The organism is Bacteroidia bacterium (assembly GCA_026932145.1).
In the GTDB taxonomy this organism is placed as follows: domain Bacteria; phylum Bacteroidota; class Bacteroidia; order J057; family JAIXKT01; genus JAIXKT01.
The window spans coordinates 20901-44591 of sequence record JAIXKT010000041.1; the positions used below are offsets into that span (position 1 = coordinate 20901).

25 protein-coding genes and 1 pseudogene are annotated in these 23691 nt (G+C 38.7%); 14 read left to right on the plus strand and 12 right to left on the minus strand.

All coding sequences use genetic code 11. The features are described from left to right. Nucleotides 1-37 precede the first annotated feature (37 nt). Nucleotides 38-802, plus strand: a complete 765-nt coding sequence (locus LC115_09250; GenBank protein MCZ2356852.1) for an IS5 family transposase — start codon at nt 38-40, stop codon at nt 800-802. A 13-nt stretch (nt 803-815) separates the two neighbouring features. On the opposite strand, the pseudogene LC115_09255 reads toward LC115_09250, so the two are convergent. After that, nucleotides 816-1121, minus strand: a pseudogene (locus LC115_09255) (cytochrome-c peroxidase). Between the two features lie 445 nt (nt 1122-1566). Here LC115_09255 and LC115_09260 point away from each other — a divergent pair. The 8 genes from LC115_09260 (at nt 1567) to yidD (ending at nt 8053) form a co-directional block, all read left to right on the plus strand. Continuing rightward, on the plus strand, nt 1567-2748 hold the full coding sequence (locus tag LC115_09260) for an acetyl-CoA C-acyltransferase (GenBank protein ID MCZ2356853.1): 1182 nt from the start codon (nt 1567-1569) through the stop codon (nt 2746-2748). A 104-nt stretch (nt 2749-2852) separates the two neighbouring features. Beyond that, the gene (locus LC115_09265) at nt 2853-3839 is read left to right on the plus strand and encodes a hypothetical protein (GenBank protein MCZ2356854.1); all 987 of its coding nucleotides are present in this window, start codon (nt 2853-2855) and stop codon (nt 3837-3839) included. Nucleotides 3840-3842: 3 nt separating this feature from the next. After that, on the plus strand, nt 3843-5669 hold the full coding sequence (locus LC115_09270; protein MCZ2356855.1) for a polysaccharide deacetylase family protein: 1827 nt from the start codon (nt 3843-3845) through the stop codon (nt 5667-5669). Nucleotides 5670-5743: 74 nt separating this feature from the next. After that, a complete protein-coding gene (locus LC115_09275) occupies nt 5744-6499 on the plus strand; it encodes a TatD family hydrolase (GenBank protein MCZ2356856.1) in 756 nt (251 codons plus the stop codon). Between the two features lie 39 nt (nt 6500-6538). Next, nucleotides 6539-7195 (plus strand): futalosine hydrolase, encoded by a 657-nt coding sequence (gene mqnB, locus LC115_09280; protein MCZ2356857.1) that lies wholly within the window; start codon nt 6539-6541, stop codon nt 7193-7195. 83 nt (nt 7196-7278) lie between these two features. Beyond that, a complete protein-coding gene (rpmH, locus tag LC115_09285) occupies nt 7279-7437 on the plus strand; it encodes a 50S ribosomal protein L34 (GenBank protein ID MCZ2356858.1) in 159 nt (52 codons plus the stop codon). Between the two features lie 8 nt (nt 7438-7445). Next, complete coding sequence (gene rnpA / locus LC115_09290) at nt 7446-7838, plus strand: ribonuclease P protein component (GenBank protein MCZ2356859.1); 393 nt, start codon at nt 7446-7448, stop codon at nt 7836-7838. Beyond that, nucleotides 7832-8053 carry a membrane protein insertion efficiency factor YidD gene (gene yidD / locus LC115_09295; protein ID MCZ2356860.1) on the plus strand — a complete coding sequence of 74 codons (222 nt, stop codon included), beginning with the start codon at nt 7832-7834 and terminating at the stop codon, nt 8051-8053. The genes rnpA and yidD overlap by 7 nt, the downstream gene beginning before the upstream one ends. Here the strand turns inward: yidD and LC115_09300 are convergent. The 9 genes from LC115_09300 to LC115_09340 form a co-directional block, all read right to left on the minus strand. Beyond that, nucleotides 7995-8867, minus strand: coding sequence for a hypothetical protein (locus LC115_09300; GenBank protein ID MCZ2356861.1), 873 nt, complete (start codon nt 8865-8867; stop codon nt 7995-7997). The genes yidD and LC115_09300 overlap by 59 nt on opposite strands. Then, on the minus strand, nt 8842-10668 hold the full coding sequence (locus tag LC115_09305; GenBank protein ID MCZ2356862.1) for an ABC transporter ATP-binding protein/permease: 1827 nt from the start codon (nt 10666-10668) through the stop codon (nt 8842-8844). Before LC115_09305 ends, LC115_09300 begins: the two co-directional genes overlap by 26 nt. A gap of 12 nt (nt 10669-10680) precedes the next feature. Then, the gene (nhaD, locus tag LC115_09310; protein ID MCZ2356863.1) at nt 10681-11949 is read right to left on the minus strand and encodes a sodium:proton antiporter NhaD; all 1269 of its coding nucleotides are present in this window, start codon (nt 11947-11949) and stop codon (nt 10681-10683) included. Nucleotides 11950-11965: 16 nt separating this feature from the next. Beyond that, nucleotides 11966-12994, minus strand: coding sequence for a signal recognition particle-docking protein FtsY (gene ftsY / locus LC115_09315; protein ID MCZ2356864.1), 1029 nt, complete (start codon nt 12992-12994; stop codon nt 11966-11968). A 54-nt stretch (nt 12995-13048) separates the two neighbouring features. Beyond that, on the minus strand, nt 13049-13759 hold the full coding sequence (locus LC115_09320; protein ID MCZ2356865.1) for a geranylgeranylglyceryl/heptaprenylglyceryl phosphate synthase: 711 nt from the start codon (nt 13757-13759) through the stop codon (nt 13049-13051). Nucleotides 13760-13773: 14 nt separating this feature from the next. After that, on the minus strand, nt 13774-14172 hold the full coding sequence (locus tag LC115_09325) for a hypothetical protein (GenBank protein MCZ2356866.1): 399 nt from the start codon (nt 14170-14172) through the stop codon (nt 13774-13776). Beyond that, nucleotides 14169-14525 (minus strand): hypothetical protein, encoded by a 357-nt coding sequence (locus LC115_09330; protein ID MCZ2356867.1) that lies wholly within the window; start codon nt 14523-14525, stop codon nt 14169-14171. Before LC115_09330 ends, LC115_09325 begins: the two co-directional genes overlap by 4 nt. A gap of 85 nt (nt 14526-14610) precedes the next feature. Next, complete coding sequence (locus LC115_09335; GenBank protein MCZ2356868.1) at nt 14611-15255, minus strand: hypothetical protein; 645 nt, start codon at nt 15253-15255, stop codon at nt 14611-14613. Between the two features lie 146 nt (nt 15256-15401). After that, the gene (locus LC115_09340) at nt 15402-15935 is read right to left on the minus strand and encodes a hypothetical protein (protein ID MCZ2356869.1); all 534 of its coding nucleotides are present in this window, start codon (nt 15933-15935) and stop codon (nt 15402-15404) included. A 162-nt stretch (nt 15936-16097) separates the two neighbouring features. Here LC115_09340 and LC115_09345 point away from each other — a divergent pair, with 162 nt between their 5' ends. The 5 genes from LC115_09345 (at nt 16098) to LC115_09365 (ending at nt 21360) form a co-directional block, all read left to right on the plus strand. Further along, nucleotides 16098-16451, plus strand: coding sequence for a hypothetical protein (locus tag LC115_09345; GenBank protein ID MCZ2356870.1), 354 nt, complete (start codon nt 16098-16100; stop codon nt 16449-16451). 14 nt (nt 16452-16465) lie between these two features. Next, complete coding sequence (locus tag LC115_09350) at nt 16466-17482, plus strand: aldo/keto reductase family protein (protein ID MCZ2356871.1); 1017 nt, start codon at nt 16466-16468, stop codon at nt 17480-17482. A 10-nt stretch (nt 17483-17492) separates the two neighbouring features. Continuing rightward, complete coding sequence (locus LC115_09355; GenBank protein MCZ2356872.1) at nt 17493-19892, plus strand: OmpA family protein; 2400 nt, start codon at nt 17493-17495, stop codon at nt 19890-19892. Continuing rightward, nucleotides 19892-20539, plus strand: a complete 648-nt coding sequence (trmB, locus tag LC115_09360; protein ID MCZ2356873.1) for a tRNA (guanosine(46)-N7)-methyltransferase TrmB — start codon at nt 19892-19894, stop codon at nt 20537-20539. Before LC115_09355 ends, trmB begins: the two co-directional genes overlap by 1 nt. Nucleotides 20540-20652: 113 nt before the next feature. After that, nucleotides 20653-21360 (plus strand): PorT family protein, encoded by a 708-nt coding sequence (locus tag LC115_09365; GenBank protein MCZ2356874.1) that lies wholly within the window; start codon nt 20653-20655, stop codon nt 21358-21360. Between the two features lie 83 nt (nt 21361-21443). On the opposite strand, the gene LC115_09370 is transcribed toward LC115_09365, so the two are convergent. Both LC115_09370 and LC115_09375 read right to left on the minus strand, forming a co-directional pair. Next, nucleotides 21444-22754 carry an alginate export family protein gene (locus LC115_09370; protein MCZ2356875.1) on the minus strand — a complete coding sequence of 437 codons (1311 nt, stop codon included), beginning with the start codon at nt 22752-22754 and terminating at the stop codon, nt 21444-21446. A gap of 142 nt (nt 22755-22896) precedes the next feature. Continuing rightward, nucleotides 22897-23679: a tRNA threonylcarbamoyladenosine dehydratase gene (locus tag LC115_09375; protein ID MCZ2356876.1), complete on the minus strand. Its 783-nt coding sequence runs from the start codon at nt 23677-23679 to the stop codon at nt 22897-22899. Nucleotides 23680-23691: the final 12 nt, after the last annotated feature.

Consider the following 23691-nt stretch of genomic DNA (forward strand, 5'->3'; position numbering starts at 1 on the left):
GTATATTGCTGATTATTAATCAGATAATTAAGCAAGTATGAAAGCCTACCCAACCAACCTAACTGATATTCAGTACGAAGCTATTGAAAAAATAGTAAATGATAACAGGAAAAGAAAGCATCCTTTAAGATGTATTGTAGACGCATTATTGTACATCACCAAAACTGGTGTTCAATGGAGATTGCTGCCTAAAGATTTCCCTAAGTGGCAACTCGTTTATTATTATTTCAGAAAATGGACAGCAGAAGGGCTTATTGAAGAAATACATGATTTTTTGCGTGATAAGTTAAGAAAGGAAAAAGGAAAACATGTTTCACCAAGTCTTGGATTAATTGATAGTCAAACTGTTAAAACTTGTTCTTTCTCGTTATCAAACGGTTATGACGGAAACAAGAAAATTAAAGGAAGAAAAAGACATATTATTACTGACACATTCGGATTTATTATAGCTATTGTGATTCATAACGCTGATATTCAGGACAGAGAAGGAGCTAAATATGTTCTTGAAGAATTAAGATATAAGTACCCTAGATTGACAAAAATATTGGCAGATCAAGGTTATACCGGTAACTTAGCTGAATGGATTTTAAAAAGTTTGAATTACACTTTGGAAATTGTAAAAAAAGTGGCAGGAATTAGTGGATTTAATGTCTTACCCAAGAGATGGATAGTTGAACGAACTTTTGGATGGCTTGGTTTTCAACGAAGATTGGTTAATGACTATGAATTCCACCCCGAATGCAGTACAAGCTTTGTGCACTTAGCTATGATTAGAATTATGCTTAACAGAATAAAAAAATAAATTTTAAACAACCTCTAAGTCTTTTTTCTAAAAAATCTTTAGCGGGGATATTATGCTCTACTGGGTTTAAAATTGGGCCACCGGCCTGCTCCTCAACATCTTTGGCACGTCCGTCCCAAAACTGCATACCATGCAATGAAGCATAAAAAGAAGACGGTGAGTTTCTGCCGCCTAACGCTTTTGTATCTCCCGGAGAAAATGCTAAATTATCCACACCATATTTATTTAATTTATGGCAAGAAGCACAGCTAATAGTTTGGTTTTTAGATAAGCGAGTGTCCGAATAGAGTTTCTTCCCTAATAGAACCATCTGATCATCAGTCTGTTCAGTGTGTATTGAAGAGACAGAGGCAAAAATGCTGCTCGCCTGAGCCCTCAAAGGATTTCCTTGCTCATTAGAGGCAGAAACGGTACTGCTATCCGAAGGAGTTTCTTGGGCTGAGTTAGGCTTTGTTTCACAAGAAGGATAGAGTAATCCTGCTGATATTACAATAGCCAATGCTATAATTCTGGAGGGTATAATACTATTTTGTAACATATTACATTTATATCAGATAAAAACCGTAAAAACAATCTGTAATTACAAAATTATTTTCCATAACCACTAAACTGTTTCTTATTACTAATTTATTAATTTTGAATAGAGAACAGAAAACAGGTTGCAAAAGTTCAAAATCATCATTTTAGGATTGCAGTATAAAATTTCAACTTTTGTATCGAAAAATAGCTCTCTCTATGTACTTTTGTCAATAAAATAATCAGCGATGGAAACGGCTTATATTGTATCTATGGCGCGCACTCCGGTTGGGAGTTTTGGCGGGCAGTTATCAGGTGTTCATGCTGCTAAATTGGGTGCTCATGCAATAGCAGCAGCTCTAAAGCGGATTTCTTTAGACTCAAAGCTAGTAGAGGAGGTTTATATGGGCAACGTTATGTCTGCCAATTTAGGTCAAGCGCCGGCACGCCAAGCCGCTATCTTTGCCGGCCTCCCTTATGAAGTTATCTGCACCAGCATTAACAAAGTTTGTGCTTCCAGCCTAAAAACGGTTATGTTAGCAACTCAAAGTATTATGCTCGGTCAGCAAGATATTATCATAGCCGGAGGCTTTGAAAATATGTCCGCAACACCTTATTATTTAGACAAAGCAAGAACGGGTTACAAACTTTTTGACGGAAAACTGATTGACGGCCTCATAAAAGATGGTGTTTGGGACGTTTATCATGACTGCCACATGGCCATTGCAGCAGAGAAAGTCGCTGCCCGTCTAAATATTTCTCGTGAAGACCAAGATAATTACTGCATAGAATCTTACAAACGAGCTGCCTTAGCCACCCAAAACGGCTGGATGAAAGCAGAAATAGAACCATTTTTACTCCAAGATAAATCCGGTACAGAAAAATATATGATAGAAGACGAAGAATACCAAAAAGTCATCTATGATAAAATTCCAAAACTTAAGCCGGCATTTAGCCCCAATGGAACAATCACAGCCGCCAATGCTTCCAAAATAAACGATGGCGGTGCTGCTCTCGTGATTATGAGTGAACGCAAAATGAAAGAGCTAAACCTCAAGCCATTAGCGCGTATAGCCGGGTTTGCTGATGCAGAACAAGAACCTTTAGAATTTCCAACATCACCGTCATTAGCAATTCCAAAAGCAACCCGAATGGCCGGCCTTTCCGCAAAAGATATTGCTGTGTATGAAATTCACGAGGCTTTTTCCTGCGTTGCTTTGTCAAATATGAAACGTTTAGAAATTGACCACAGCGTTACCAACTTACACGGTGGGGCAGTATCCTTGGGACACCCCTTAGGAGCTACCGGCAGCAGAACCCTCTGTGCGCTGATTTCTGTCCTGAAAAGAACAAACAAACAATATGGTGCTGCCGGAGCTTGCAACGGTGGCGGTGGCGCTTCCTCCATAGTCTTGGAAAACTGTTTCTAATAATTGCCTTCTCACAACATATTCTGAATAAATCACTGAAAAACAACTGCAATATTCTTGTAAATCTCAAAATTAATTACCTTTGAACAACTGAATTTATGTCAATGAAAACATCCGTCAAGTTAGCACTTTTAGGGCTACTGCTGTTGGTTACTTGGGTAAGTTGTAAAAACAAAGACGACTCACCACAACCCAATAACGAGCCAAATAAACCCGATACAACAGTTACCACTAAGATGGAACCTTGCAATGGAGATTCCTCTTTATGTAACCGAAAGTATGACGAAGTAGCCTACCCTACGACCCATAATGCCTTTAACTATGCAGCCGGCGGAAATGTCCGCTACCTGTTTCCCAACCAAAACTACCCCATAGACCAGCAATTAAAGCAGGGAATTCGTGCATTCATGATTGATGTTCATGAATATCAAGGGTTTGACAATAATTTTAAGGGAAAAGCATTTGTCTATCATAATAAAGACTTACGCGGCGTTTTGGGGCAAGAACCCTTAGTAAATGTTTTACAGTTATTTTCAGCGTTTCTAAAGCAAAATCCCCGAGAAGTAGTAACTTTAATATTGGAAGCTACCGCCCCGTGGCAGCAGATTCAAAATGCACTTACCGAAGCTAACTTGTTGGATTCATTACATATCCAAGAAAAAGGTAAGCCATGGCCTACTTTGCTGCAAATGATACAATCACATAAACGTTTGGTAGTTCTAACAGATGATAGCACTGCCGGCAGACCTTCTTGGTATCATTACGTTTGGGACTTTGGCTTTGAAACAAATTGGAACATCAAGAAGCCGGAGGAGTTTACCTGCGCCTATAATCGTGGTAATCCGGCATATTCATTATTTGTGCTAAATAACTTTGTGTATGCAAGTGCAACCTTTTTGGGGCAAGAAATTAGCGTTGCTGACAGTACCAAAGCTGCAATAGTAAATACCAAAGAGTTTTTAGTAACCCGTGCATTGGCTTGCTCCACCCAAACTGGCCGCATTCCAAACTTTGTTACAGTAGATTTTGCTGCTACCGGAAACTTAATGGGTGCCGTAGATTCCCTCAATAAGCAACATCATCCCAGATAAGCCATGCGCATCATGCATGTGCTTTCTCAAACCCAAGTAACCGGTGCCGAAGTTTATGCTGCAACCATAGCCGATGCCCAAATAGCTAATGGGCATCATGTTATTATTGTTTCTGATACCTTCCAAACCCCCTCTCAGGCAGCGGTACTATTTCAGCCAATTTCTAAGAGAAATTATTCCCAACGGATTAAAAACATCCGGTTTCTGAAGCAGCTCATTCAAAAAGAGCAAATTCAGGTAGTTCATGCACATTCACGTGCAGCCAGTTGGGTGTGCAACTGGGCTACCCGAAATACCAACGCAGTGTATCTCTCTACCATTCATGGACGGCAACACTTGCACCTTTCTGTAAAACTCTGGAATATTTACGGAAAAAAACTGTTACCCGTTTCTGATGCAATCGCCCAACATTTAATTCATGAGGTAGGTATAGACCCTGCTAAAATTCAGGTCATTCCCAACCCAGTTGAGGCTCAACCACATGATTTTCAGGAACCTGAAAACTTGTCTCTCTTGATAGCCGGCAGGATGTCCGGCCCTAAAGGAGAAATAATCGCAAAGCTACTCGCCGAAAGTGTCCCTACTTTATTACAAAACTTCCCAGACTTGACGGTTACAATCGCCGGAGGGGATATAGAAAATATCGGAACTGCTGCCACACAAGCCAAAAAAGAAATAACAAAAACCTATCCACGACAAGTCTTTTTTCCGGGTTTTGTTAAGGAGTTAAACCCCGCTATTGAAAAACATTCTTTGATAATGGCTTCAGGCAGAATCGCCATAGAATCGTTGTTGGTTGGAAAACCGGTTTTTGCAATCGGAGAAGCAGCTTCCATAGGTTTGGTAACTTCAAAAAATTTATCCCAATCTTTAGTAACCAATTTTGGGGATATTTTATCCGATAAAAAAGCTACTTCCATAGATTTTCAGGCAATTACCCAAGAACTATCTACTTTTTTCAAAAACCCTATTGCCCAAAATCCCAAAGAAGTAACGGAATCTATCCGAAATTATTTCAACCCAAAACATATTTATCGCACTATCGAAACCCAATATCAGGAGACTATCGGCAGAAAAATAGCCCCTACATGGATTCCTATTTTGATGTTGCACAAAATTCCCAAAGAACCAATACAAACCAAACATCGCATTTTTTTAACCCAAAACAAATTTGAAAAACTTGTTAAATACCTGAAAAACAGTGGATTTTCAACTATTACTTTTCAAGAATATCAACATTTTAGGGCAGGGGTTCGCCCTTTATCTGAATTTCCGAAGAAGCCTATCATCCTAACTTTTGATGATGCCTATTTAGATAACTATACAAATGCTTTTCCGATACTTTTGGAACACCAATTTAAAGCAACTATTTTTTCTTTGGGAGACCTTCAGGCCACTACAAATTTTTGGGATACCCAAACCGGAGAGCCGGAAGCTAAATTAATGACCGTCCAACACCGGCGGGAAATGAGCCAATACGGAATTGAGTTTGGAGCGCATAGCATGAAACACCAAAAATTATCTACACTTTCAGCCCAAGAACTTAATAATGACTTGCTTCAATCCAAAAAAAATATAGAAGATTGCTTAGGGCTGCCGGTTTTGTCCTTTGCTTATCCCTACGGAGACGTTACAGAAACGGTAAAACGTGCCACTCAAGAAGCCGGCTATCTTTTTGGAATTTCAACGGATTCAGGCGGCATAACTATTGAAGATGACAGATACGAAATATTTCGGGTAAATATTTTTCCAGAAGAAAGTATTTTTTCTATTTGGAAAAAAACACAGCCATTTTATCGAACATATTATCGCTGGAAGCGAAAAAAATAGCCCCTATTCCCGAAATATGAGCTCCTGCAAAAAGCCAATTTTCAGTAATTCATTTAGCTATCTTTGTCGCAACTATGTTTGTTGATACCCACGCACATCTGTATCTATCTGATTTTGAATCCTGTTTGGATGAAATTATTGAGAGAACTCTGGCTAAAACAGATTCCGTTTATCTGCCAAATATTGATTTAGATTCATTAGAACCAATGCTTCGGTTGCACTTTCGGTATCCAGATAAATTTTTCCCGATGTTGGGTCTTCATCCGTGTTCAGTTAAGGCAGATTTCAAACAAGTGTTAAATACATTAGAATCCAAATTATCAGAAACTTATTGGGCGGGTATCGGCGAAACCGGAACAGATTTGTATTGGGATAAAACCTATTGGCCGGAACAAGTAAAGTCCTTAGAAATTCAACTATCTTGGGCAAAAGATACCCAAAAACCGATTATTTTACACTGCCGAAACAGCTTAGATGAAACTATTGAAATTATTCAGAAAGCCCAAGACGGGCGTTTAAGGGGGATTTTTCATTGTTTTGGAGGAACTATTGAACAGACACGGAAGATTATAGACCTAAATTTTGGGCTCGGAATAGGCGGCGTAGTTACCTACAAAAATTCAACTTTACCCCAAGTTTTAAGGCAAATTCCAATAGAACATATTGTCTTAGAAACAGATAGCCCTTATTTAGCACCTGTGCCTCTGCGCGGTAAACTTAATGAACCGGCAAACTTAATTTATGTCGCCGAAAAACTTTCCCAAGTGTATGATTTAGAGCTTTCTGAAATTGCAAGCATTACCAGCCAAAATGCACAAAAAATATTTTAACTAAATATAATATCCTAATCACAAACGAATTACAATATCTTGGGAAATAAAAACCTTATTGTTGTTGCAACGCACTTAGAATGGGAAGGGATATATTCCGGCAATAATTTACCTCCAAACTGGGATTTACTCATCACCGGCATAGGAATGGTAAACACCGCTTTTCAATTAGGAAGGCATTTAGCACTCAATAAGTATCAGCATATTTGGAACTTAGGCATCGCTGGGGCTTTTGACAAAGATTTACCGTTAGGTTCTTTGGCAGAAGTTAGAATAGATTGTTTTCCGGAATTAGGCAGCCTTACGGATTCTGGATGGCTTAATTTGCAGGATTTAGGTTTTTCACTGATGAATGAACAAGGAAAACAAATTTATAATTTTCTGCCGAATCCTACTCCTTCAAAAACCGGTTTAGTTTCGGTTACAGGGCTTACTATAAACACTATAACCGGAACAGAATCTCGCAAAACCGAGTTATTAAGCAGATTTCAAGCAGATATAGAAACGATGGAGAGTGCTGCTGTATTTTTGGCTTGCCTACAGATGGAGGTTCCGTTTACCTGCGTTCGTAGTATTTCAAATTATGTTGAAAGCCGTAATACAGCTAATTGGAAAGTTGCTGAGGCACTGGCAACCCTCAAATGTTGGCTTGCAGATATTCTTTTTTCAAAGAATGCAGCCCAAGAAGTGCAGTAATATTTTTCAAAAGCGTTATAAAACGTTTGGGTATGCAAAAATAGTTGTAATTTCGCGGTTCAAATTTTGAATTAGATTTTTCGATGAAAAGAACCTTTCAACCCAGTAATCGTAAGCGCCGAAATAAGCACGGTTTTCGGGAGCGTATGTCCACTCATAATGGTCGCCGAGTACTTGCCTCTCGTCGCACAAAAGGCCGCCATAAACTAACGATTAGCTGCGAACCAAAGCATAAACAGTAATTTTACTATTGAAAGACCATCTTTTTCGGCTACCTAAAGCATCTCGTTTATGCAGCCAGAAAGATATTCAGGCACTTTTTAAACTGGGTAAAAAAATAGAGGGTAGTACTTTAATTTTATTGTACTTAGAGCAGAAAATGCAGGTAAGTCAAAAAGAAGACACGCCGTGGCATATTATGTTTGTTGTACCTAAAAAGAAAGTTCGGAAAGCGGTGCGGCGTAACTATCTGCGGCGGTGTATGCGAGAGGCGTTTCGTAACTTTCAGCATCAAATACCTGTACTCAGCTTAGACACAAGATTGTTGCTCGCGCTCATTTACAAAAGTCCTGCATTAAAGTCTTACTTGCCTATAAAACAAGACGTTGAGACCTTGTTGCAGTCATTGGCTCAGCGATGTTAAAAATCATTCAGTCTTTTTTTGTTTTGCTTATCAGGCTGTATCAGTGGACTATTTCACCGTGGTTGCCGGCCTCATGCCGCTATGTACCAACGTGTTCTGAATATGCTATTCAAAGTATTCAGAAGCACGGGAGTTTAATGGGACTTTGGTTAGCTATTAAACGGATTTCTCGTTGCCACCCTTGGGGAGGTAGCGGTCATGATCCTGTTCCGTAACGCCAAGCAGAGTACGTACTGTTTGGCACTTTTTTTCAAATATAATTTGGCTTACAGTTTGCCCGGCATAAATAAATTGCTCTTCTAATTCCAACAGCTTAACCAAATCTTCTTTGTGTTCATCGGTAGTGCTAAAGCTCCATGCAGCAAGTTCATTGGAAGTCAAGGATTGAAACGGTACATTAAAAAGAATAGAAAGTTCTTTTTTCCAGAAGTTATTGATTTTCAATAGTTTTTGGGGGAAATCTTCCTGTAAAAGTGTATCAAAATACCGCACACGCATATAGGCATTGCGTTTTTGTTTATATCGTTTCCAAGCTATCATAAGCGGCCCTTTGAAAATAACTCCGATAACTATCAAAACGCACAAACTAACGCCAAGTACAACTATCCAACGTTCCCAAGGTATCGGTATCTCTATAGGATACCAATAGAGAATCCCTTCATAATCTTTAAAACTTGGTGTTAAGGCAGAAACGAAGTGATATTCCGGTGAAATAACATTTAGCAGAAACGTATCGCGCCCCGTAATTGAGCCAAAGTATAACTCAAATTTCTGGATAGAATCTATCCGAAAAGAACGAAGTTTGACTGAAATTAAAGAGTTTTCTACCTGAAAATAAACAAGTTCTATGTTGGTAGGTAATGGTTTTACTAATTTCCATTGTTGATTTTTGGGTGCATTATCAGGAAGAGTGTTAGTAAATTGGATTGTTTCGCCTAATTGAAAAGACATTTGGGCTACCAGCCGCATCGCAAAAGCCCAAGCGAAGAAAATCAGGGTTATTTTAAATGGTAGAAAATTGATTTTCATAGAGTTTTGCATATAATCCTCTTTGAGCAACCAATGATGTATGTGTGCCGATTTCAATCACTTTTCCTTCTTCTATCACTATAATTTTGCTGGCGTTTAGGATTGTGGATAGTCTGTGGGCAATAACGATGGAGGTTCTGTCTTTCATAACGCGCTCAAGAGCTTCTTGAACAAGTCTTTCGGATTCGGTGTCTAAGGCGGATGTGGCTTCATCTAAGATTAAGATAGCCGGATTTCGCAAGATGGCTCTGGCAATGGCGATTCGTTGCCTCTGCCCGCCGGACAATTTGGTGCCACGCTCACCCAAAACAGTATCATAGCCTTGTGGCAATTGCTCTATAAAAGCGTGAGCATTAGCTACTTTGGCAGCCTCAATTACTTTTTCTCTGGAATACCCACGCCCGCCATAGGCAATATTGTTGTGAACGGTATCATGAAACAAAATACCTTCTTGTGTAACAATCCCCATTTGTTCCCGAATTGAGGTAGCATCATATTCTTGATATGGAATACCGTCAAAGGTGATTATTCCTATTTGTGGGTCATAAAAGCGCGCTATTAAATCTGCTAAGGTGGATTTGCCACCGCCGGATGGGCCAACTAAGGCTACTATTTCTCCTTTTTGAATGGATAACGATATATCGGAAAGTGCGTGTTTTTGTTTGTTACTATACTGAAAATGAACGTCTTTGATTTCAATAGCTGTTGAGAATGGGGGTGCTATTTTTCCCAAGATTTGTTCTGTTTGCTCAATAGGGGTGGATAAAAGTCTTTCTATTCGTTCAAAAGAAGCTGCACCTTTTTGGATCCTAGTAACGGCTCCCGACAAAGTTTTGATGGGGGCAATAAACTGAGAAAATAATGCGATAAAGCCGATAAATTCAGAGGCTTTTAGCTCACCTTTGCCAGCTAAAATCAAGTAGCCACCGTATAAAATAATCGCAATCACTACGGTGATACTCAACACTTCGGTTGTAGGCGAAGCTAAATCCGAGCGTCTGCGAAAATTTATCATCAATTTTGTAAAGAAATCGTTCCGCTTGAGGTATTGATGTAAAGCATGATTTTCTGCAGTAAAAGCCTTCACTACCCGAATTCCTGAGATAAATTCATCTTTTTGAGCCATCAAAATATCCATTTGCTCTTGGGCGCGGACGGCATCCCGCTTTAATGACTTCGCAATGGCCGAAATCGCTAAACCGGTAACAGGCAAAACAATTAACGTAAATAATGTGAGTTTCCAAGAAATCAAAATCATGGTAACTAAGAAGGTAATCATTGTTATGGGATCGCTCAAAATATTCTGAACCGTTCCTACTACTGCCTCCTGAAGAATCTGAACGTCCGTAACTGCTATATTCATGAGCTGACCTTTGGGCGTATTGGTATAAAAACTCAGCCCCATCTTAGTTAGATGCTCAAATATTTTATTCCGAATATTCCGAATAAGTCCATGCTCAAATGTTGCTAATTGATAGCTACTCAGATACTTAAATAATGATTTTAAAAATATTGCTACTAAGATAATGCCACAGAACCATATTAAAGTCTCAAATTTTCCTACTTCGGCAATTTGGCTATCTAACCAATGAAAGAACTCATCTTTCCAGCCACCTAAATCAGTATCTGTAATGGTAGGAATGGACGTTGTTTTTCCCGAAAATAATAACTCCAAAAAGGGAATTACTAAGGTTAGTGAAATCGCATTAAATAGGTTGAAGAATATTAAAAATATAATTGACAGAGTAAGATTAGGATAAAACTCTTTGGCAAACTGAAAAGTACGGAGATAAGTTTTCACAGAGATGAGCCTTTATGATATATTATGTTGAAGCAATAAAACAGCAACGCCGGCAAAATAGCCTACTAATGCTAAGGTTCCTATTTTTTTGAAATACCATCCAAACGGGATTTTTTCTATTCCCATAGCGGCAACTCCGGCTGCTGAACCAATAATTAGCACACTACCTCCCGTGCCGGCACAAAAAGCAATCATTTGCCACATGAAATGATCTATTGGAAAATCCACTAAGGAATACATCCGCATTGTGGCTGCCACTAAGGGGACGTTATCTACAACTGCTGATGCTAACCCGATGATGATAGCAACGATAGCGTTATTTCCAATGGTTTTATCCAAAGATTTAGCCAAACCGGCGAGTATGCCTGCTTCACTTAGGGCGGCAACGGCCAGTAAGATTCCTAAAAAAAACAGCACACTGGGAGTATCTATGGTTTTAAGAATCCGTGCAACGGCTAAGTTCGTCTTTTCTTCATCTGTCTTTTTCCGGTGCATCCATTCTGTAATAATCCAAATTGTTCCCAATGAAAGTATCATTCCCATAAATGGCGGAAGATGAAAAACTGTTTTTAAAACGGGAACCAGAATCAATCCGGTTATACCTAATATTAAGATTCGCACATCAGATTTAACGGCACTTTCATCAGTCGTGTTTGGGGTGGGTTCTGCCAAAGTTCCCTTCATCGAGAACGATAAAATTATTAGCGGAACAACTAAGCATATAATGCTGGGTAAAAAACAGTGCTTTATCAGTTCTAAACTACTTACTTGGCCACCAACCCAGAGCATTGTAGTTGTAACGTCCCCTATCGGAGAAAAAGCTCCACCTGCATTCGCTGCAATTACAATCATCCCAACCAACGTTTTGCGCTCATTATCTTCTTGAACCAACTTTCGGGCAATTGAAACCATTAAAATAGTGGTTGTTAGGTTGTCTAATACTGCTGATAAAAAAAAGGTAACGCCGGAAACAAGCCACAACAGAGTAGTTTTATTCCGTGTTTTTATTTTATCTGTGATGATTCGGAAGCCTTCATAGCTATCAATAATCTCAACGATAGTCATTGCACCAATCAAGAAAAAAAGGATAGCCGATATTTCACTTAGATGATGTGCCAGAGAATCTCCTAATTTTTCCTGCGGTAAAATTCCTGATAATGAGATAATTACCCAAGATACGGCTCCTAAGGTAATAGCAGTTGCAGCCTTATCAATCTTGACGTTATGCTCTAAGGCAATAAATAAGTATCCAATTACAAAAACGGCAATTAATAATTCCACAAATAAGTATTGTTATTTATTTTTTGAATAAAGATTCAACGAATAGGGCGGGTTCAAATAGCTGCAAATCTCTGATTCCTTCGCCAACGCCAATAAATTTTACAGGGATTTTGAATTGGTCCATGATGCTAATAACAACTCCTCCTTTGGCGGTTCCGTCTAATTTAGTGAGAACTAATGCTGTAACTTGGGTTGCTTTGGTAAATTCAGTAGCTTGTGAAACGGCATTTTGGCCGGTAGAAGCATCCAAGACAAGGAGGACTTCATGGGGGGCTTGTATAACTGTTTTAGACATCGAGCGTTTTATTTTGGAAAGCTCGTTCATCAAATTAATTTTGTTATGAAGCCGTCCTGCGGTATCTATAATTACGAGGTCTGCATTTTGTTCGTAGCCGATTTTTACAGCTTGAAAGGCTACGGAGGCGGGGTCAGCCCCCATCCCTAAATCAACCATTGGTACGCCCGCACGGTCAGCCCAAATCTTCAACTGATCTACCGCTGCTGCCCGAAAAGTATCTGCTGCTCCAATAACAACCTGATAACCAGCTTCTTTAAACCGGCAAGCTAACTTTCCGATAGTAGTTGTTTTGCCTACGCCGTTTACGCCTACAACCATTATGACGTAAGGCACTTTTCGCCCGTCCTGGGTTGGTTGAGGAACATCAAAGGATAAATTCCGGTAGGTGGCGTTTTGCTCGGTAATCATTACCCTGATTTCATCACGCAATATTTTCTCTAACTCGCTTGTTGTTAGATACTTATCTCTTGCTACGCGGGCTCGGACTCTATCTATAATTTTCAGCGTAGTTTCTACCCCAACATCAGAAGTAACGAGTACTTCTTCCAAGTTATCGAGTACTTCGTCATCTATGGTACTTTTACCTGCTACGGCTTTTGCTAAACGCGAAAAAAAACTCGTTTTGGTTTTTTCTAAGCCGGACTCTAAGCTGGCATCTTCGGCGGATTGTTCCTTCTCTTTATCCTTTTCCTTGTCTTTCTCTTTATCCTTGCCTTTATCTTTGCGGAAAAAATCAAATAGTCCCATAAAACGAGTTTCGTGCAAATTAAGGAAAAATTAGCATAAGTTTTAGGTAGATTGTTACCAGTTATTGAGGTTTCCCTTTTCGATGGCTGTTCCTATGACTACAATATCTGCTCCGGCATTCCAGAGATTTTGTGCTTGTTGTTTTGTTTGGATTCCGCCGCCTACAATGATGGGGAGATTTACATATTCTCGGACGGCATGGATCATTTCGTTTGAGATGGGCTGTTTTGCTCCGCTGCCTCCGTCCATATAAATCACCTGAAAACCAAGGTATGAACCCGCTAATGCCGTACAGGCAGCTATTTCCGGCTTGTCATAAGGTATTGGTAATGTGTGACTCATGTAATGTGCCGTAGTAAGATTCCCTGAATCAACTAATAAATAGGCTGTTGGGATTACCTCTAAATTTGTTTGCCGGATAAATGGTGCGGCAATGACGTGTTGGCCAATTAAAAATTCCGGATTACGGCCACTCAATAGTGATAAAAATAAAATAGCATCCGCCGAGCTGCTTATTTGCAGATTATTACCCGGAAAAATAAGCACCGGAAGAGAACTATGCTCTTTCAATAACCTAATTGTGCTTTCAAAATTTCCTTGAAATAATAGAGAACCACCAACTAACCAGCAGGCTATTCCTATTTTTTCTATTTCAATGATTTTTTTCGGAAAAGTGCTTGGATCTATTTTGTCTGGATCTAATAAAACACCGATTCCTTTTTCGTTATTTTGTTTATTTTGAATAAGTTTTGCAAGAAAAGACACAGATAATCAGATAATTATGAACGTGAATTTAAAAACTGAACCAAGCGTTTACGCAGATAATTTAGAATAACAACTTGGATAGCGCGAGAGATTATATTTAACCACCAAGGGGGGTTAGAGGCATAGCGTATGATTTGCTGCCTACCGGTTTGGGTAAGACGGTTTTTAGGAGAAAAAAATGTTATTATTATGGTTCTGATAATCATTAGGATAGCGATTCCGCCTCCAACCCAGTATAGCCAGCGGTAATGCTGTAATTTTTCTTTCAGCCAACGGCCAATTTTGTATCCAATAACTTCCGGTGTAAGTTGATGCTGAATTTGTTTTGCACTATGAAGTAATTCCTGCTGCTGCATACGGACTTTTATTTCTAATTGCTCAATTTTTTCTTCTAATGATGGCTCTATATTCATATAGTTGGGTCGTTGGGCTGAGTGGCCTTTTGTAAAAGGTTATCTACATGAAGTGATATTTTCTTGAATAATGGTCTTCGGGAAACGTACAGTAGCACGGCAAGTAGTGCATACAAGCCTCCTATGATTAATATTCCCCAATACCAAGCTCCTATTAAATAACCAATCCAAGCTCCCAATGCGATACTAATGATTACGATACTAATTAAAGAAATCACTACTATAAGCAGCCAGACAAGCGCAACTGCTAATATATGGCGTAAAGTTAATTGGGTTTTAGCTAAAACTAATTGTAATTTAAGTTCTAAGTACTGTAAAATTTTCTCTAACAGACCTTCGGGGCGAATTGCCATAGTGGACGAAATTCAAGGTTATTTCTTAGGCAAAATGGTAAATTTATTTGTGATTTCAGGTGATAGCTCAATTTTTTCCTTAAAATCACAATTTATTACCCATAACAACCTTGTAAATATGAGTATCTGCGTTAAAAAAGTCTTTGAATTTTTCGGGGCAGTAGCATCCTTCTACTTCTTCGTTTTGGATTTTCTTGATGAAGCAACACAATAATCTGTCTCGGTACATTTTTTGTTTTGATGACATTTCTACATTTTGGTTAAGTTCTTTTGCGTATTCAATTTTGGCGATTGCTTCATCAAAGCGTTGCTCATCTAAGAGCATTTTGGCTTCAAACATCAGTAGTGCTACTTTTACATCACCCGGGTGGGATATTTTACGGATTTTGGCTAAAAAATAGTCTGTCTTTTCCTTTTTCTTTGTTAAGTATGAGATTACGGCCATTCCGGTCATACATTCTGTTAAAAATCTCGGATAATAGTATGGTTTAGGTTTATTTCGGTATTTTTCTGTTAGATGGTGATAACGCTCGCTATAAGTAGCTAAAATCTTTTCGAGTTTAACTGGATTGTGCAAGGTATTGGGGCGCACAAGTTGCTTTTTCAGCTTACGTGTCGTTTGTGAATAAGACCACCGCTCAATGAAATTGCCCTGCGCTAACGCTATGAATGGGCTAAAATGGACGGCCAAAATCACCCCCAACCCTAAAATCCACCGGAGATGTTTCATAAATTTGTTAAAAATACGCTTTAACGCATAATTAAGTTACAAAAATAGTATTTTTTTTTACACATTGTTTTCAAAATATCCAGATATACCGAAATAGGTTGCTTCTGAATATCCCTAACTAAGATATTTTGTTATATTGTTCTTTCCTATATTGCTCTGAATAATTCAGAAAGAATAATCGTGCGTTGAAGTTCTGATTTTCTTCTTAAGGCTGGTAGTGCTAACGGGTTTCTTTTGGTTTTAGCTGGAAGGTGTGCTTTTTTAGAATCTTTCGGATTCTTAGATGATATATTCTTAGGCAGCGATACTTCTGCCATAGAGGACGAAGTATCGTGTTCATATTGCGCCTTAATTTCTGCGGCTATGTGAGATAGCATCTCCTTATTTTGGCTTTTGACGGTAGCTCCGGAAAGTATTTGTTTTTTTAGCTCTTGATGTTCCTTAACTCTTCCGGGAAATCCACCTTCATAGGTCTTGGAGGTTGCTTTTGATGGCTTAACAGAGTTATTTTTTTTCTTTTTGGGAAGTTTTTCAGAAACTGTTTTTGCCTTTAAAACCTCAGTTTCGTTCCCCTCCGTTTTAGAAACGGTTTTATTAATTGTTTTTGCACCTCTTCTAAAAATATAGATAAAGAGACCAAAAGCTATAATTATTTCAAGGTTATCTAAAATCCAGTCCATATCTCTGTGGCTTAGTTTTCAAGTAGCAAAGTTACAATAAAAATAACAAATGTTTTAAACAATTCTATCTAAGTATTATTTCGCTACGTAAAAAATGCTTGAAAACTCTATTTGGGTAAAAGAGTTCTATTATAGACATTTTTTGGATATTTGCGGGTTGGTATGGTGCAGATATTGCGGTTACTAAAAAAAACTACTTACTTAGGTATTTGCTGGATAGGCTTATGTTATGGGCTAAATGCCCAAAACAAGAAAGCTGTGCTGAATATCCTTTCGCATCAAACATCTGATACTCAAATACGTATTGAATATACTATTTCTATTCCGGGTGTAGTAGAGTTTCATCTCTTTGATGAGCACCACCGAGAACTGTTTCATGACTCCTCATTGGAAAATAATGTTAATAATAAACATATTCGATATGTAAATCGGAAAAAACTTATTCCAAACAAGGTTTACAATTACGTTTTTTCATATAAAGGAATAGAATATCGCGGTAAATTTACAAACCCATAGTAAATGTAGTTTTCATGATAAAATTCAGACAATTAGGGGATAGCGGACTTTATCTTTCAGTAGTGAGTATCGGGAGTTGGCAAACCTATGGCACTACCGTAGGAGCACAATTAAGCTACGAATGTTTATCTACCGCCTTAGAAACGGGCATTAACTTTATTGATACGGCAGACGTTTACAATCAAGGAGATGCAGAACGTTTATTAGGTGATTTTTTAGCTCAAAATCTGATTCGACAAGAAGTTATAATCGCTACTAAGGTTTTTGGACCTATGGGTAATCATTGGATGACTCAGGGACTTAGTTTGCGGCATATTCATAATGCTTGCGATGCTTCACTCGGTCGCCTCCAAACAGATTATATTGATTTGTATCAATGCCATCGTTTTGATATAGATACGCCCTTAGAAGAAACTTGTTTTGCCATGAATCAACTTATCAATCAAGGGAAAATTCGCTATTGGGGAGTAAGTCAATGGTCTGCTATTCAGATACTTCGTGCAATAAATATCTGTGAAAAAAATCACTGGCGTAAACCGGTTTCGAATCAACCTATTTACAACCTACTGAACCGTTCTTTAGAAGTTGATGTTATGGGAGTTTGTGAGGAAGAAAAAGTGGGTTTAGTGGTATATTCTCCGTTAGCTCAAGGGTTACTATCTGGAAAATATAAACTTGGCTATATTCCGGAAAATTCACGCGCTAATGACCCCATTTCCGGTAAGCTTTTTCCCCACAAACGAATGACTCCCGAAACATTTGCTCAATTAGATGCTCTTGAGAAAATTGCCCAAGAACTCAATATTCAGATTTCTCAATTAGCATTAGCTTGGTGCTTACGAAAACAAGCAGTAACATCAGTTATCTTTGGTGCTTCAAACCCCAAACAAGTCCGAGAAAATGCTGCAGCAGCACAAATCGAATTAGACGCTACAACCCTCGAAAAAATAGAAACCGCCCTAAATAACCACCCTAAAGACCAATATACTGACGTTAAAGTAGGACACGGAATCATAAAACGAGGCTATTAAAAAATATACCGTGTTACAGAAACTTGTGCTACTAACTTGGGTCTATGCTTATGTATGTGTAAGCATATCGGCTTTGTATGCACAAGAGATTCGCGGCTTAAAAATCAAATCTTCCACTTCTTTATACCTACAAGTTACTGACCCTGATGCCGTTACAGAACCTTATATTCATTTTGAAAATATTAATAAAATACCAAAATACGAAAATGAACGCTTGCTTCGCCGCGTTATCAATGCCGAGAAGCAAAAAAACTACCCTGAATTAGACTCTTTATTGGAGCGATACATCCAAAAATTCGGCATCAAAAACTTTCGGGATGATATTGATTATGTTTGGAAATTAGCACAACTCCGTGAAATGAAGCGTGATACCGTTACCGCTTTGATGTATTACGCCTTAGCCCTAAGACACCACTCTCGTTACTATAAGCAAATAAAAGTTCATTTTGATTCATTACGATCCGGACGGTTCAGTGATTATGTGGATTTAGACTATTACTATGCCATTGTGGAGGCACGAACCAAAATTGATTCTTTAATTCCCCCAAAAGGGGTGTTGCTCAATATGGGAGACCACATCAATTCTGAATTTCCTGATTATGCTCCTTATATGCACCCGTCTAACTCGGTGCTTATTTTTACTTCCCGTAGAGGCCCTTTTGATGCTATTGCCGGGCCTGACTATTTTCAAAATGAAGATTTATATTACACCGAAGTTGATGTTGTTTATGGGGGTTGGACTTACGCAACCAAATTTTCACAGGAAATCAATAGCCGATACAATGAAGGGTCAGCCTGTTTAAGCCCAGATGGCAAAAAGCTCTACTTTACTCGCTGTAATTCTCCGGACGGGTTCGGGGTCTGCGATATTTATGAAGCTACTTATGACAACGGCAAATGGAAAGACGTTAAAAATCTGGGAGCCTTAGTCAACTCTAATGACTGGGACTCTCAGCCATGTATTTCTCCAGACGGAAATACCTTATTTTTTGCCTCTAATCGCGAAGAAGGCTTTGGCCGTACCGATATTTGGCTGTCCCGCAAACAAATTGACGGATCTTGGGGAAAAGCCGAAAACTTAGGGCCAACTATTAACTCCATTGAAGACGAAGTAACGCCTTATTTTCATGCCATAAAAAACACCCTCTATTTCAGCTCAATGGGCGGAGTGCACTCAAATGGAGGTTATGACATCTTCAAATCCCGCTGGCTCAATGACCACTGGGAAGAACCCAAAAACTTAGGCCCCCTCGTCAACACCCCCGGCGATGAATACTACTTTACCGTAGATGGAAAAGGCGAAAAACTGTTTTATGCTATGGCAAAACCAGAAAAACCTAAAGACTTTGACATCTATTCTTTTCCAATGCCAATGGGTGCCAGACCCGATGCCATCGTAAAACTAAGCGGATACTTAATAGACTCCGTAACCCAGAAACCCGTAATCGGAATAGTAGTCGTCCTTGATTTAGACAAAGGTGTGGAAATAGAACCTAAATTCATAAACCACTACGGATATTTTGAATTTGACCTGATTAATTCCAGAAAATATCAAATTATCGTACTGGGGCCTGACGCTATACAAGTCTTAGATTCTACAGATTTTCAAAACGATACCACATGGATAGCCATTAACCAGAGTATCGCAGAAAAAAAATCCCTTATCTTTGAATCCCTTGAATTTGAAGAACGAAGCTCTGACATAAAATCTGATATAGAACCCAAAATACAATATATCATTTCTTTTTTAAAAGAACATCCCTACTATCTTCTAAATATCACCGGCCATACAGATTCTGACGGTGATGATACCTTTAACAAAGAATTATCTGAAAAACGGGCTACTAATATTCGTGATTACATCTTAACGCACTCTACACTACCCTCCAACCAAATTACGGCATTAGGGATGGGAGAAACTCGTCCTATTTTTCCCAATGATACCGAAGAACATAAAGCCAAAAATAGACGTGTAGAATTTGACCTCGTTATTGACTCCACTCTATATGCTGCTTACAGAGCTGCCCACGGCGACCCTCTAATCACAAAAGATGACCCATTATCCAAAAAAGATACCTTAGTCGTAATGCGTGAACGTGATAGAGGTACCGGAAAATCTACCGATACAGAATTTGAATACTCCAAAGATGACCCAAACGACCCAGAAAGCGAAGAATTAGACTTTAGCGATGACACCTTTGATAACTTCTATGACGACGAAAACTATGAAGACTACGATATAGAATCAGACTTGTTTGATGACCCATTAAAAAAAGACTTCTTTGACTGGGATAAAACAGACCCCAACGAAATAGAAGACATTGACCCCAAAGACGAAATCTCAATCCCCGATATTAATATTCCAGATACAGATATAGATACTGAAACCGAAAAAAAACACCCTAAATAATGCCCCGTAAAAAACTTATCCGTATCAATGCCTTTGATACCCTTCCCAATGCGCTGACAAAACCCTATCATCTAAAAGGACAATGGCAACAGTTTTTTGGAAACGAAAACCCTATCATCGCTGAACTTGGATGCGGAAAAGCTGAATTTAGTGTCAGTATAGCTCAACAAAACCCTAACTATAACGTTATTGCTATTGACTTAAAACCCGATAGACTTTATGTAGGTGCCCTGAATGCTATCAAGCTAAATCTCAATAACATTGTTTTTGTTAAATTACATATTGAGGAAGTAACGCAGTTATTTTCCAATCAAGAACTTAGCTCTATTTGGCTTACCTTTCCTGACCCGCATCCTAAACAAAATTCTGCTCATAAGCGACTTACGCATCATTCTAAACTAACCCATTACGCACAGGCTTTAGCCGATAACGCTCCTTTAAACCTAAAAACAGATAACCTTCCGTTATTTCAATACAGTATTGACGAGCTATTGGGTAATGGTTGGAATATCATTTATCAAGAAACCGACTGTGATATTTTGTTAGATAAACTTCCAGAATTATCCATACATACTACTTTTGAAAAAACATATAGAGGTCGAACTCAAAAAATATGTTTCTTGCGGGCAATTTTCAGCCCAAAATAAAATCCACAAAGGTAAGTATCTTAATTTCTCCATTTATTTTTCAGAAATAATCAATTCACTGATTTTTGTATGTGTTTTGGTGTCAAATTTGCGTTTAAACTAAATTTAACTCTATGAAAAAAATTTATGTCTTGGCAGTATTGCTATTAGTTTGCGTTACCTCCGGATTTTCACAAGCCGGGCCACGTTTTGGTATCAAAATCTCTCCTACCATTAATATGGTGAAATACGACAGCAGCGGCAAAGAAGTTAAGGGCGCAGAAACCAAAGCCGGAATAGGATTTACTCCCGGCTTGATGTTTGACTACGGCTTTTCAGATAACGTAGCAATCGGCACCGGCCTAAACTTGTCTTTAAGAAGTTTTACCATCAAGACTGGCTCTGGTACGTTCAGCAATGAGGTCAAATATAGCCTCACTTATGTGGAGCTACCCATTAACCTAAAACTCAAAACAAACTCTCTTGGCGGATCCGGTATCCATGCAAAATTCCAAACAGGCCCAACCATAGATTTTAAAGTGGGCGCAAATGCCAACAGCGAAAACGATATTATAATTCTGGATAAAGGTAAAAACAAAATCGGAAAACACATCAACTTGCTCAATGTCAATTGGGCATTTGGCGGAGGTGTAGAATGGGACATCGAAAACGTAGGAACAATAGACATTGGTGTAGCTTACCACTTAGCTCTAACCAACATCTTAAATCAAAATTACGAGTTTAAGGTCGGAAATACCGGAACTAAAATATATGAAGGCTACAACTTAAAGGCTTCTTATATTGGACTTAACTTAGGGTTTTATTTTCCCTCTTCTAAATAATTCGCTCTTATCTAAAAATCTAAGCGAGGCTGTCCAAGTATTGGGCAGCCTCGCTTTTTTAAAAAAATATAAAATAGCTTTGCTTAGAATGTTAATCCAACAAAAGGTTTATTGCTTTTAGGTCTGAATATCAACATGATATAAGCCCAGTTTTGGGTATCCTTAACAGATGCGTTACCTCTGAGGGCTTTAAGGCTTGAGGAAGCAAGCATCTGGCTATAACCTGCTTGAAGGGATAAATTATCCTTAAAAATATATCCAAATGTTAGGTCTATTTCAGTTCCAAGATATTTACTTTGTTTTGCATTTAGCGCATCATAAACATCTGCAACTGCGCTAAAGTAGTGAGTATTAGCTGACAAGAAAAATTTCTTGGAAAAGTCATATTTCAGTCTTAGAAATATATCTTGTAATCCAACTGACCCTTCATGGCGGCCGCCTAAGTAAAAATAATCCATATATCCATTGTGAGCGTGGTTAGTCCCATACAGCGGCGAAAAAGAATTATTTTTAGTTGTTTCCGTTTTAGGAGTTCCACTTAAAATTTCGATACCGGCAGTAATGCGTAGCTGACTACCTTTTTCTTCATTGAATTTCAATAATTGTGAACCCTGAATAGACACATCAAAAGCATTAACATCTTTATTTTTAACATCTTTCCCCAATTGGTGGTAATAAAAACCGGATATAGTTGTGTTATTTAAGGTAAATTTAAGTGTTGGTAGGCCAATTGTTTGCATAAATCGTACACCTTTTTCGGTGATTTTTCCGGTGGAGTCTTTTTGGATGTATTGGCGGCCGTCATTCCAGAATAAAAATGAGGATGTCCATTTTTCTGCTGAATATTCAGCTCTAATCATTTGTGCCGTTTTATATTGGTTGGTATTTAGAAAAAGGTTACCATACAGTCGGTCGCTATCTTGGTTGAAGCCACCTCCAGCATGGATTTTTAGCTTATTTTTTTCATATTTAACCAACACAAAATCGTGGGTTCTCCCTTGTAGAGCCCAATCCAAACTACCTAAAAAGCGAATATTGTCATAGTTTAGCTCTTGTCTTCCTACTTTAATAGACCAAGCTGAATCCAAAGAAACTTCACCCCATGTTTCATAAACAGACAAATTGCCGTCTGATACTTTTGCTTGAGGGGTATTTCCGAATATACGAATATCTTGGATGCTGGTATAAAAATTAAAAGACTTTAATTTGTAACTAAACTGTAATCGGGCGCGGCTGCCGATGAAAGCTGCCGGCGCGGTATCCTGAGGAATCAGGCTTCCATAACCATTTCTTAATTCTGTTCGCTGCATTAACTGACCGTTGAAGTCAAACTGCGCCTGCAACTCTAAGCAACTCAAAAAAAGTGTTGCTAATAATAAAAGCCTAAGTCTCATAATTATCTCTTTAAAAAAACTGATAGCAATTTTCAGTTTTTTGTGCCAAAATAACTGTAAGTATTATCTCGTTTATCCGTGATTTTTATCACAAATTACGATTTTAGGCAGTGCACTTTCTTGGCTAAATCAACGAGAATTATTAGGTTTTTGTATTGTTTATTCTTCTTATTTTTTTAGTAGGTCGCTCGTAATTAGCGATTTGGAGGTTGCATAAATCTCTGATAATAACTGAGGCGCAAGCTCCGCCGAAAGCTGCCGGCAGGTAAGACATTGTGCCATAAGCAGATTTTTTGAAGTTAGAACCGTCCGTAAGCATTAGTGAAGACCTAATAACCGGCTCTATTGAAAATACAGCTTTTATACCCGTTAAGATACCTTGCTTGCGCAACTGTCTGCGGATATGGCTTGCTAATGGGCAAACTTTTGTTACAGCAATATCTCCAATACGAATACTTATTGGGTCAATTTTACCACCGGCCCCCATAGCACTAACCACTCGGTAGCCTTGGCGATAGGCTGCCGAAATCAAAGCTAATTTCGGCGTTACGCTATCAATAGCATCTAACACATAGTCAAACGGCGTAGAAAGTAATTGGATAATTTGCTCTGTATTAATAAATTCCTGATGTGTAGAAATCTTTAGTTCAGGGTTTATTTGCTGCAATCGTTCAGCCATAAGTGTAGCTTTGAATTGGCCATGTGTAGTTGCTAATGCCGGTAATTGGCGGTTTCTGTTGGTTGGGTCAACTACGTCTCCATCTACGATAGTGATATTTCCAAGCCCTGAACGAACCAAAAATTCGGCTGCATAAGAGCCTACCCCTCCCAAGCCAACGACCAAAACCTGCGCATTCTTCAAGGCATCTAAACCCTGTGTACCCAAAATAAGCTGGCTCCGCCCTAACCACGTCTGGTCTGTCATCCGGATATAGTT

Bases quoted from the DNA above. Each gene is read 5' to 3' on its own strand.
- LC115_09250 (MCZ2356852.1), top strand. From the start codon at position 38: ATGAAAGCCTACCCAACCAACCTAACTGATATTCAGTACGAAGCTATT.
- LC115_09260 (MCZ2356853.1), top strand. From the start codon at position 1,567: ATGGAAACGGCTTATATTGTATCTATGGCGCGCACTCCGGTTGGGAGT.
- LC115_09265 (MCZ2356854.1), top strand. From the start codon at position 2,853: ATGAAAACATCCGTCAAGTTAGCACTTTTAGGGCTACTGCTGTTGGTT.
- LC115_09270 (MCZ2356855.1), top strand. From the start codon at position 3,843: ATGCGCATCATGCATGTGCTTTCTCAAACCCAAGTAACCGGTGCCGAA.
- LC115_09275 (MCZ2356856.1), top strand. From the start codon at position 5,744: ATGTTTGTTGATACCCACGCACATCTGTATCTATCTGATTTTGAATCC.
- rpmH (MCZ2356858.1), top strand. From the start codon at position 7,279: ATGAAAAGAACCTTTCAACCCAGTAATCGTAAGCGCCGAAATAAGCAC.
- yidD (MCZ2356860.1), top strand. From the start codon at position 7,832: ATGTTAAAAATCATTCAGTCTTTTTTTGTTTTGCTTATCAGGCTGTAT.
- LC115_09300 (MCZ2356861.1), bottom strand. From the start codon at position 8,867: ATGAAAATCAATTTTCTACCATTTAAAATAACCCTGATTTTCTTCGCT.
- ftsY (MCZ2356864.1), bottom strand. From the start codon at position 12,994: ATGGGACTATTTGATTTTTTCCGCAAAGATAAAGGCAAGGATAAAGAG.
- LC115_09325 (MCZ2356866.1), bottom strand. From the start codon at position 14,172: ATGAATATAGAGCCATCATTAGAAGAAAAAATTGAGCAATTAGAAATA.
- LC115_09330 (MCZ2356867.1), bottom strand. From the start codon at position 14,525: ATGGCAATTCGCCCCGAAGGTCTGTTAGAGAAAATTTTACAGTACTTA.
- LC115_09335 (MCZ2356868.1), bottom strand. From the start codon at position 15,255: ATGAAACATCTCCGGTGGATTTTAGGGTTGGGGGTGATTTTGGCCGTC.
- LC115_09340 (MCZ2356869.1), bottom strand. From the start codon at position 15,935: ATGGACTGGATTTTAGATAACCTTGAAATAATTATAGCTTTTGGTCTC.
- LC115_09345 (MCZ2356870.1), top strand. From the start codon at position 16,098: ATGGTGCAGATATTGCGGTTACTAAAAAAAACTACTTACTTAGGTATT.
- LC115_09350 (MCZ2356871.1), top strand. From the start codon at position 16,466: ATGATAAAATTCAGACAATTAGGGGATAGCGGACTTTATCTTTCAGTA.
- trmB (MCZ2356873.1), top strand. From the start codon at position 19,892: ATGCCCCGTAAAAAACTTATCCGTATCAATGCCTTTGATACCCTTCCC.
- LC115_09365 (MCZ2356874.1), top strand. From the start codon at position 20,653: ATGAAAAAAATTTATGTCTTGGCAGTATTGCTATTAGTTTGCGTTACC.
- LC115_09370 (MCZ2356875.1), bottom strand. From the start codon at position 22,754: ATGAGACTTAGGCTTTTATTATTAGCAACACTTTTTTTGAGTTGCTTA.
- LC115_09375 (MCZ2356876.1), bottom strand. From the start codon at position 23,679: ATGACAGACCAGACGTGGTTAGGGCGGAGCCAGCTTATTTTGGGTACA.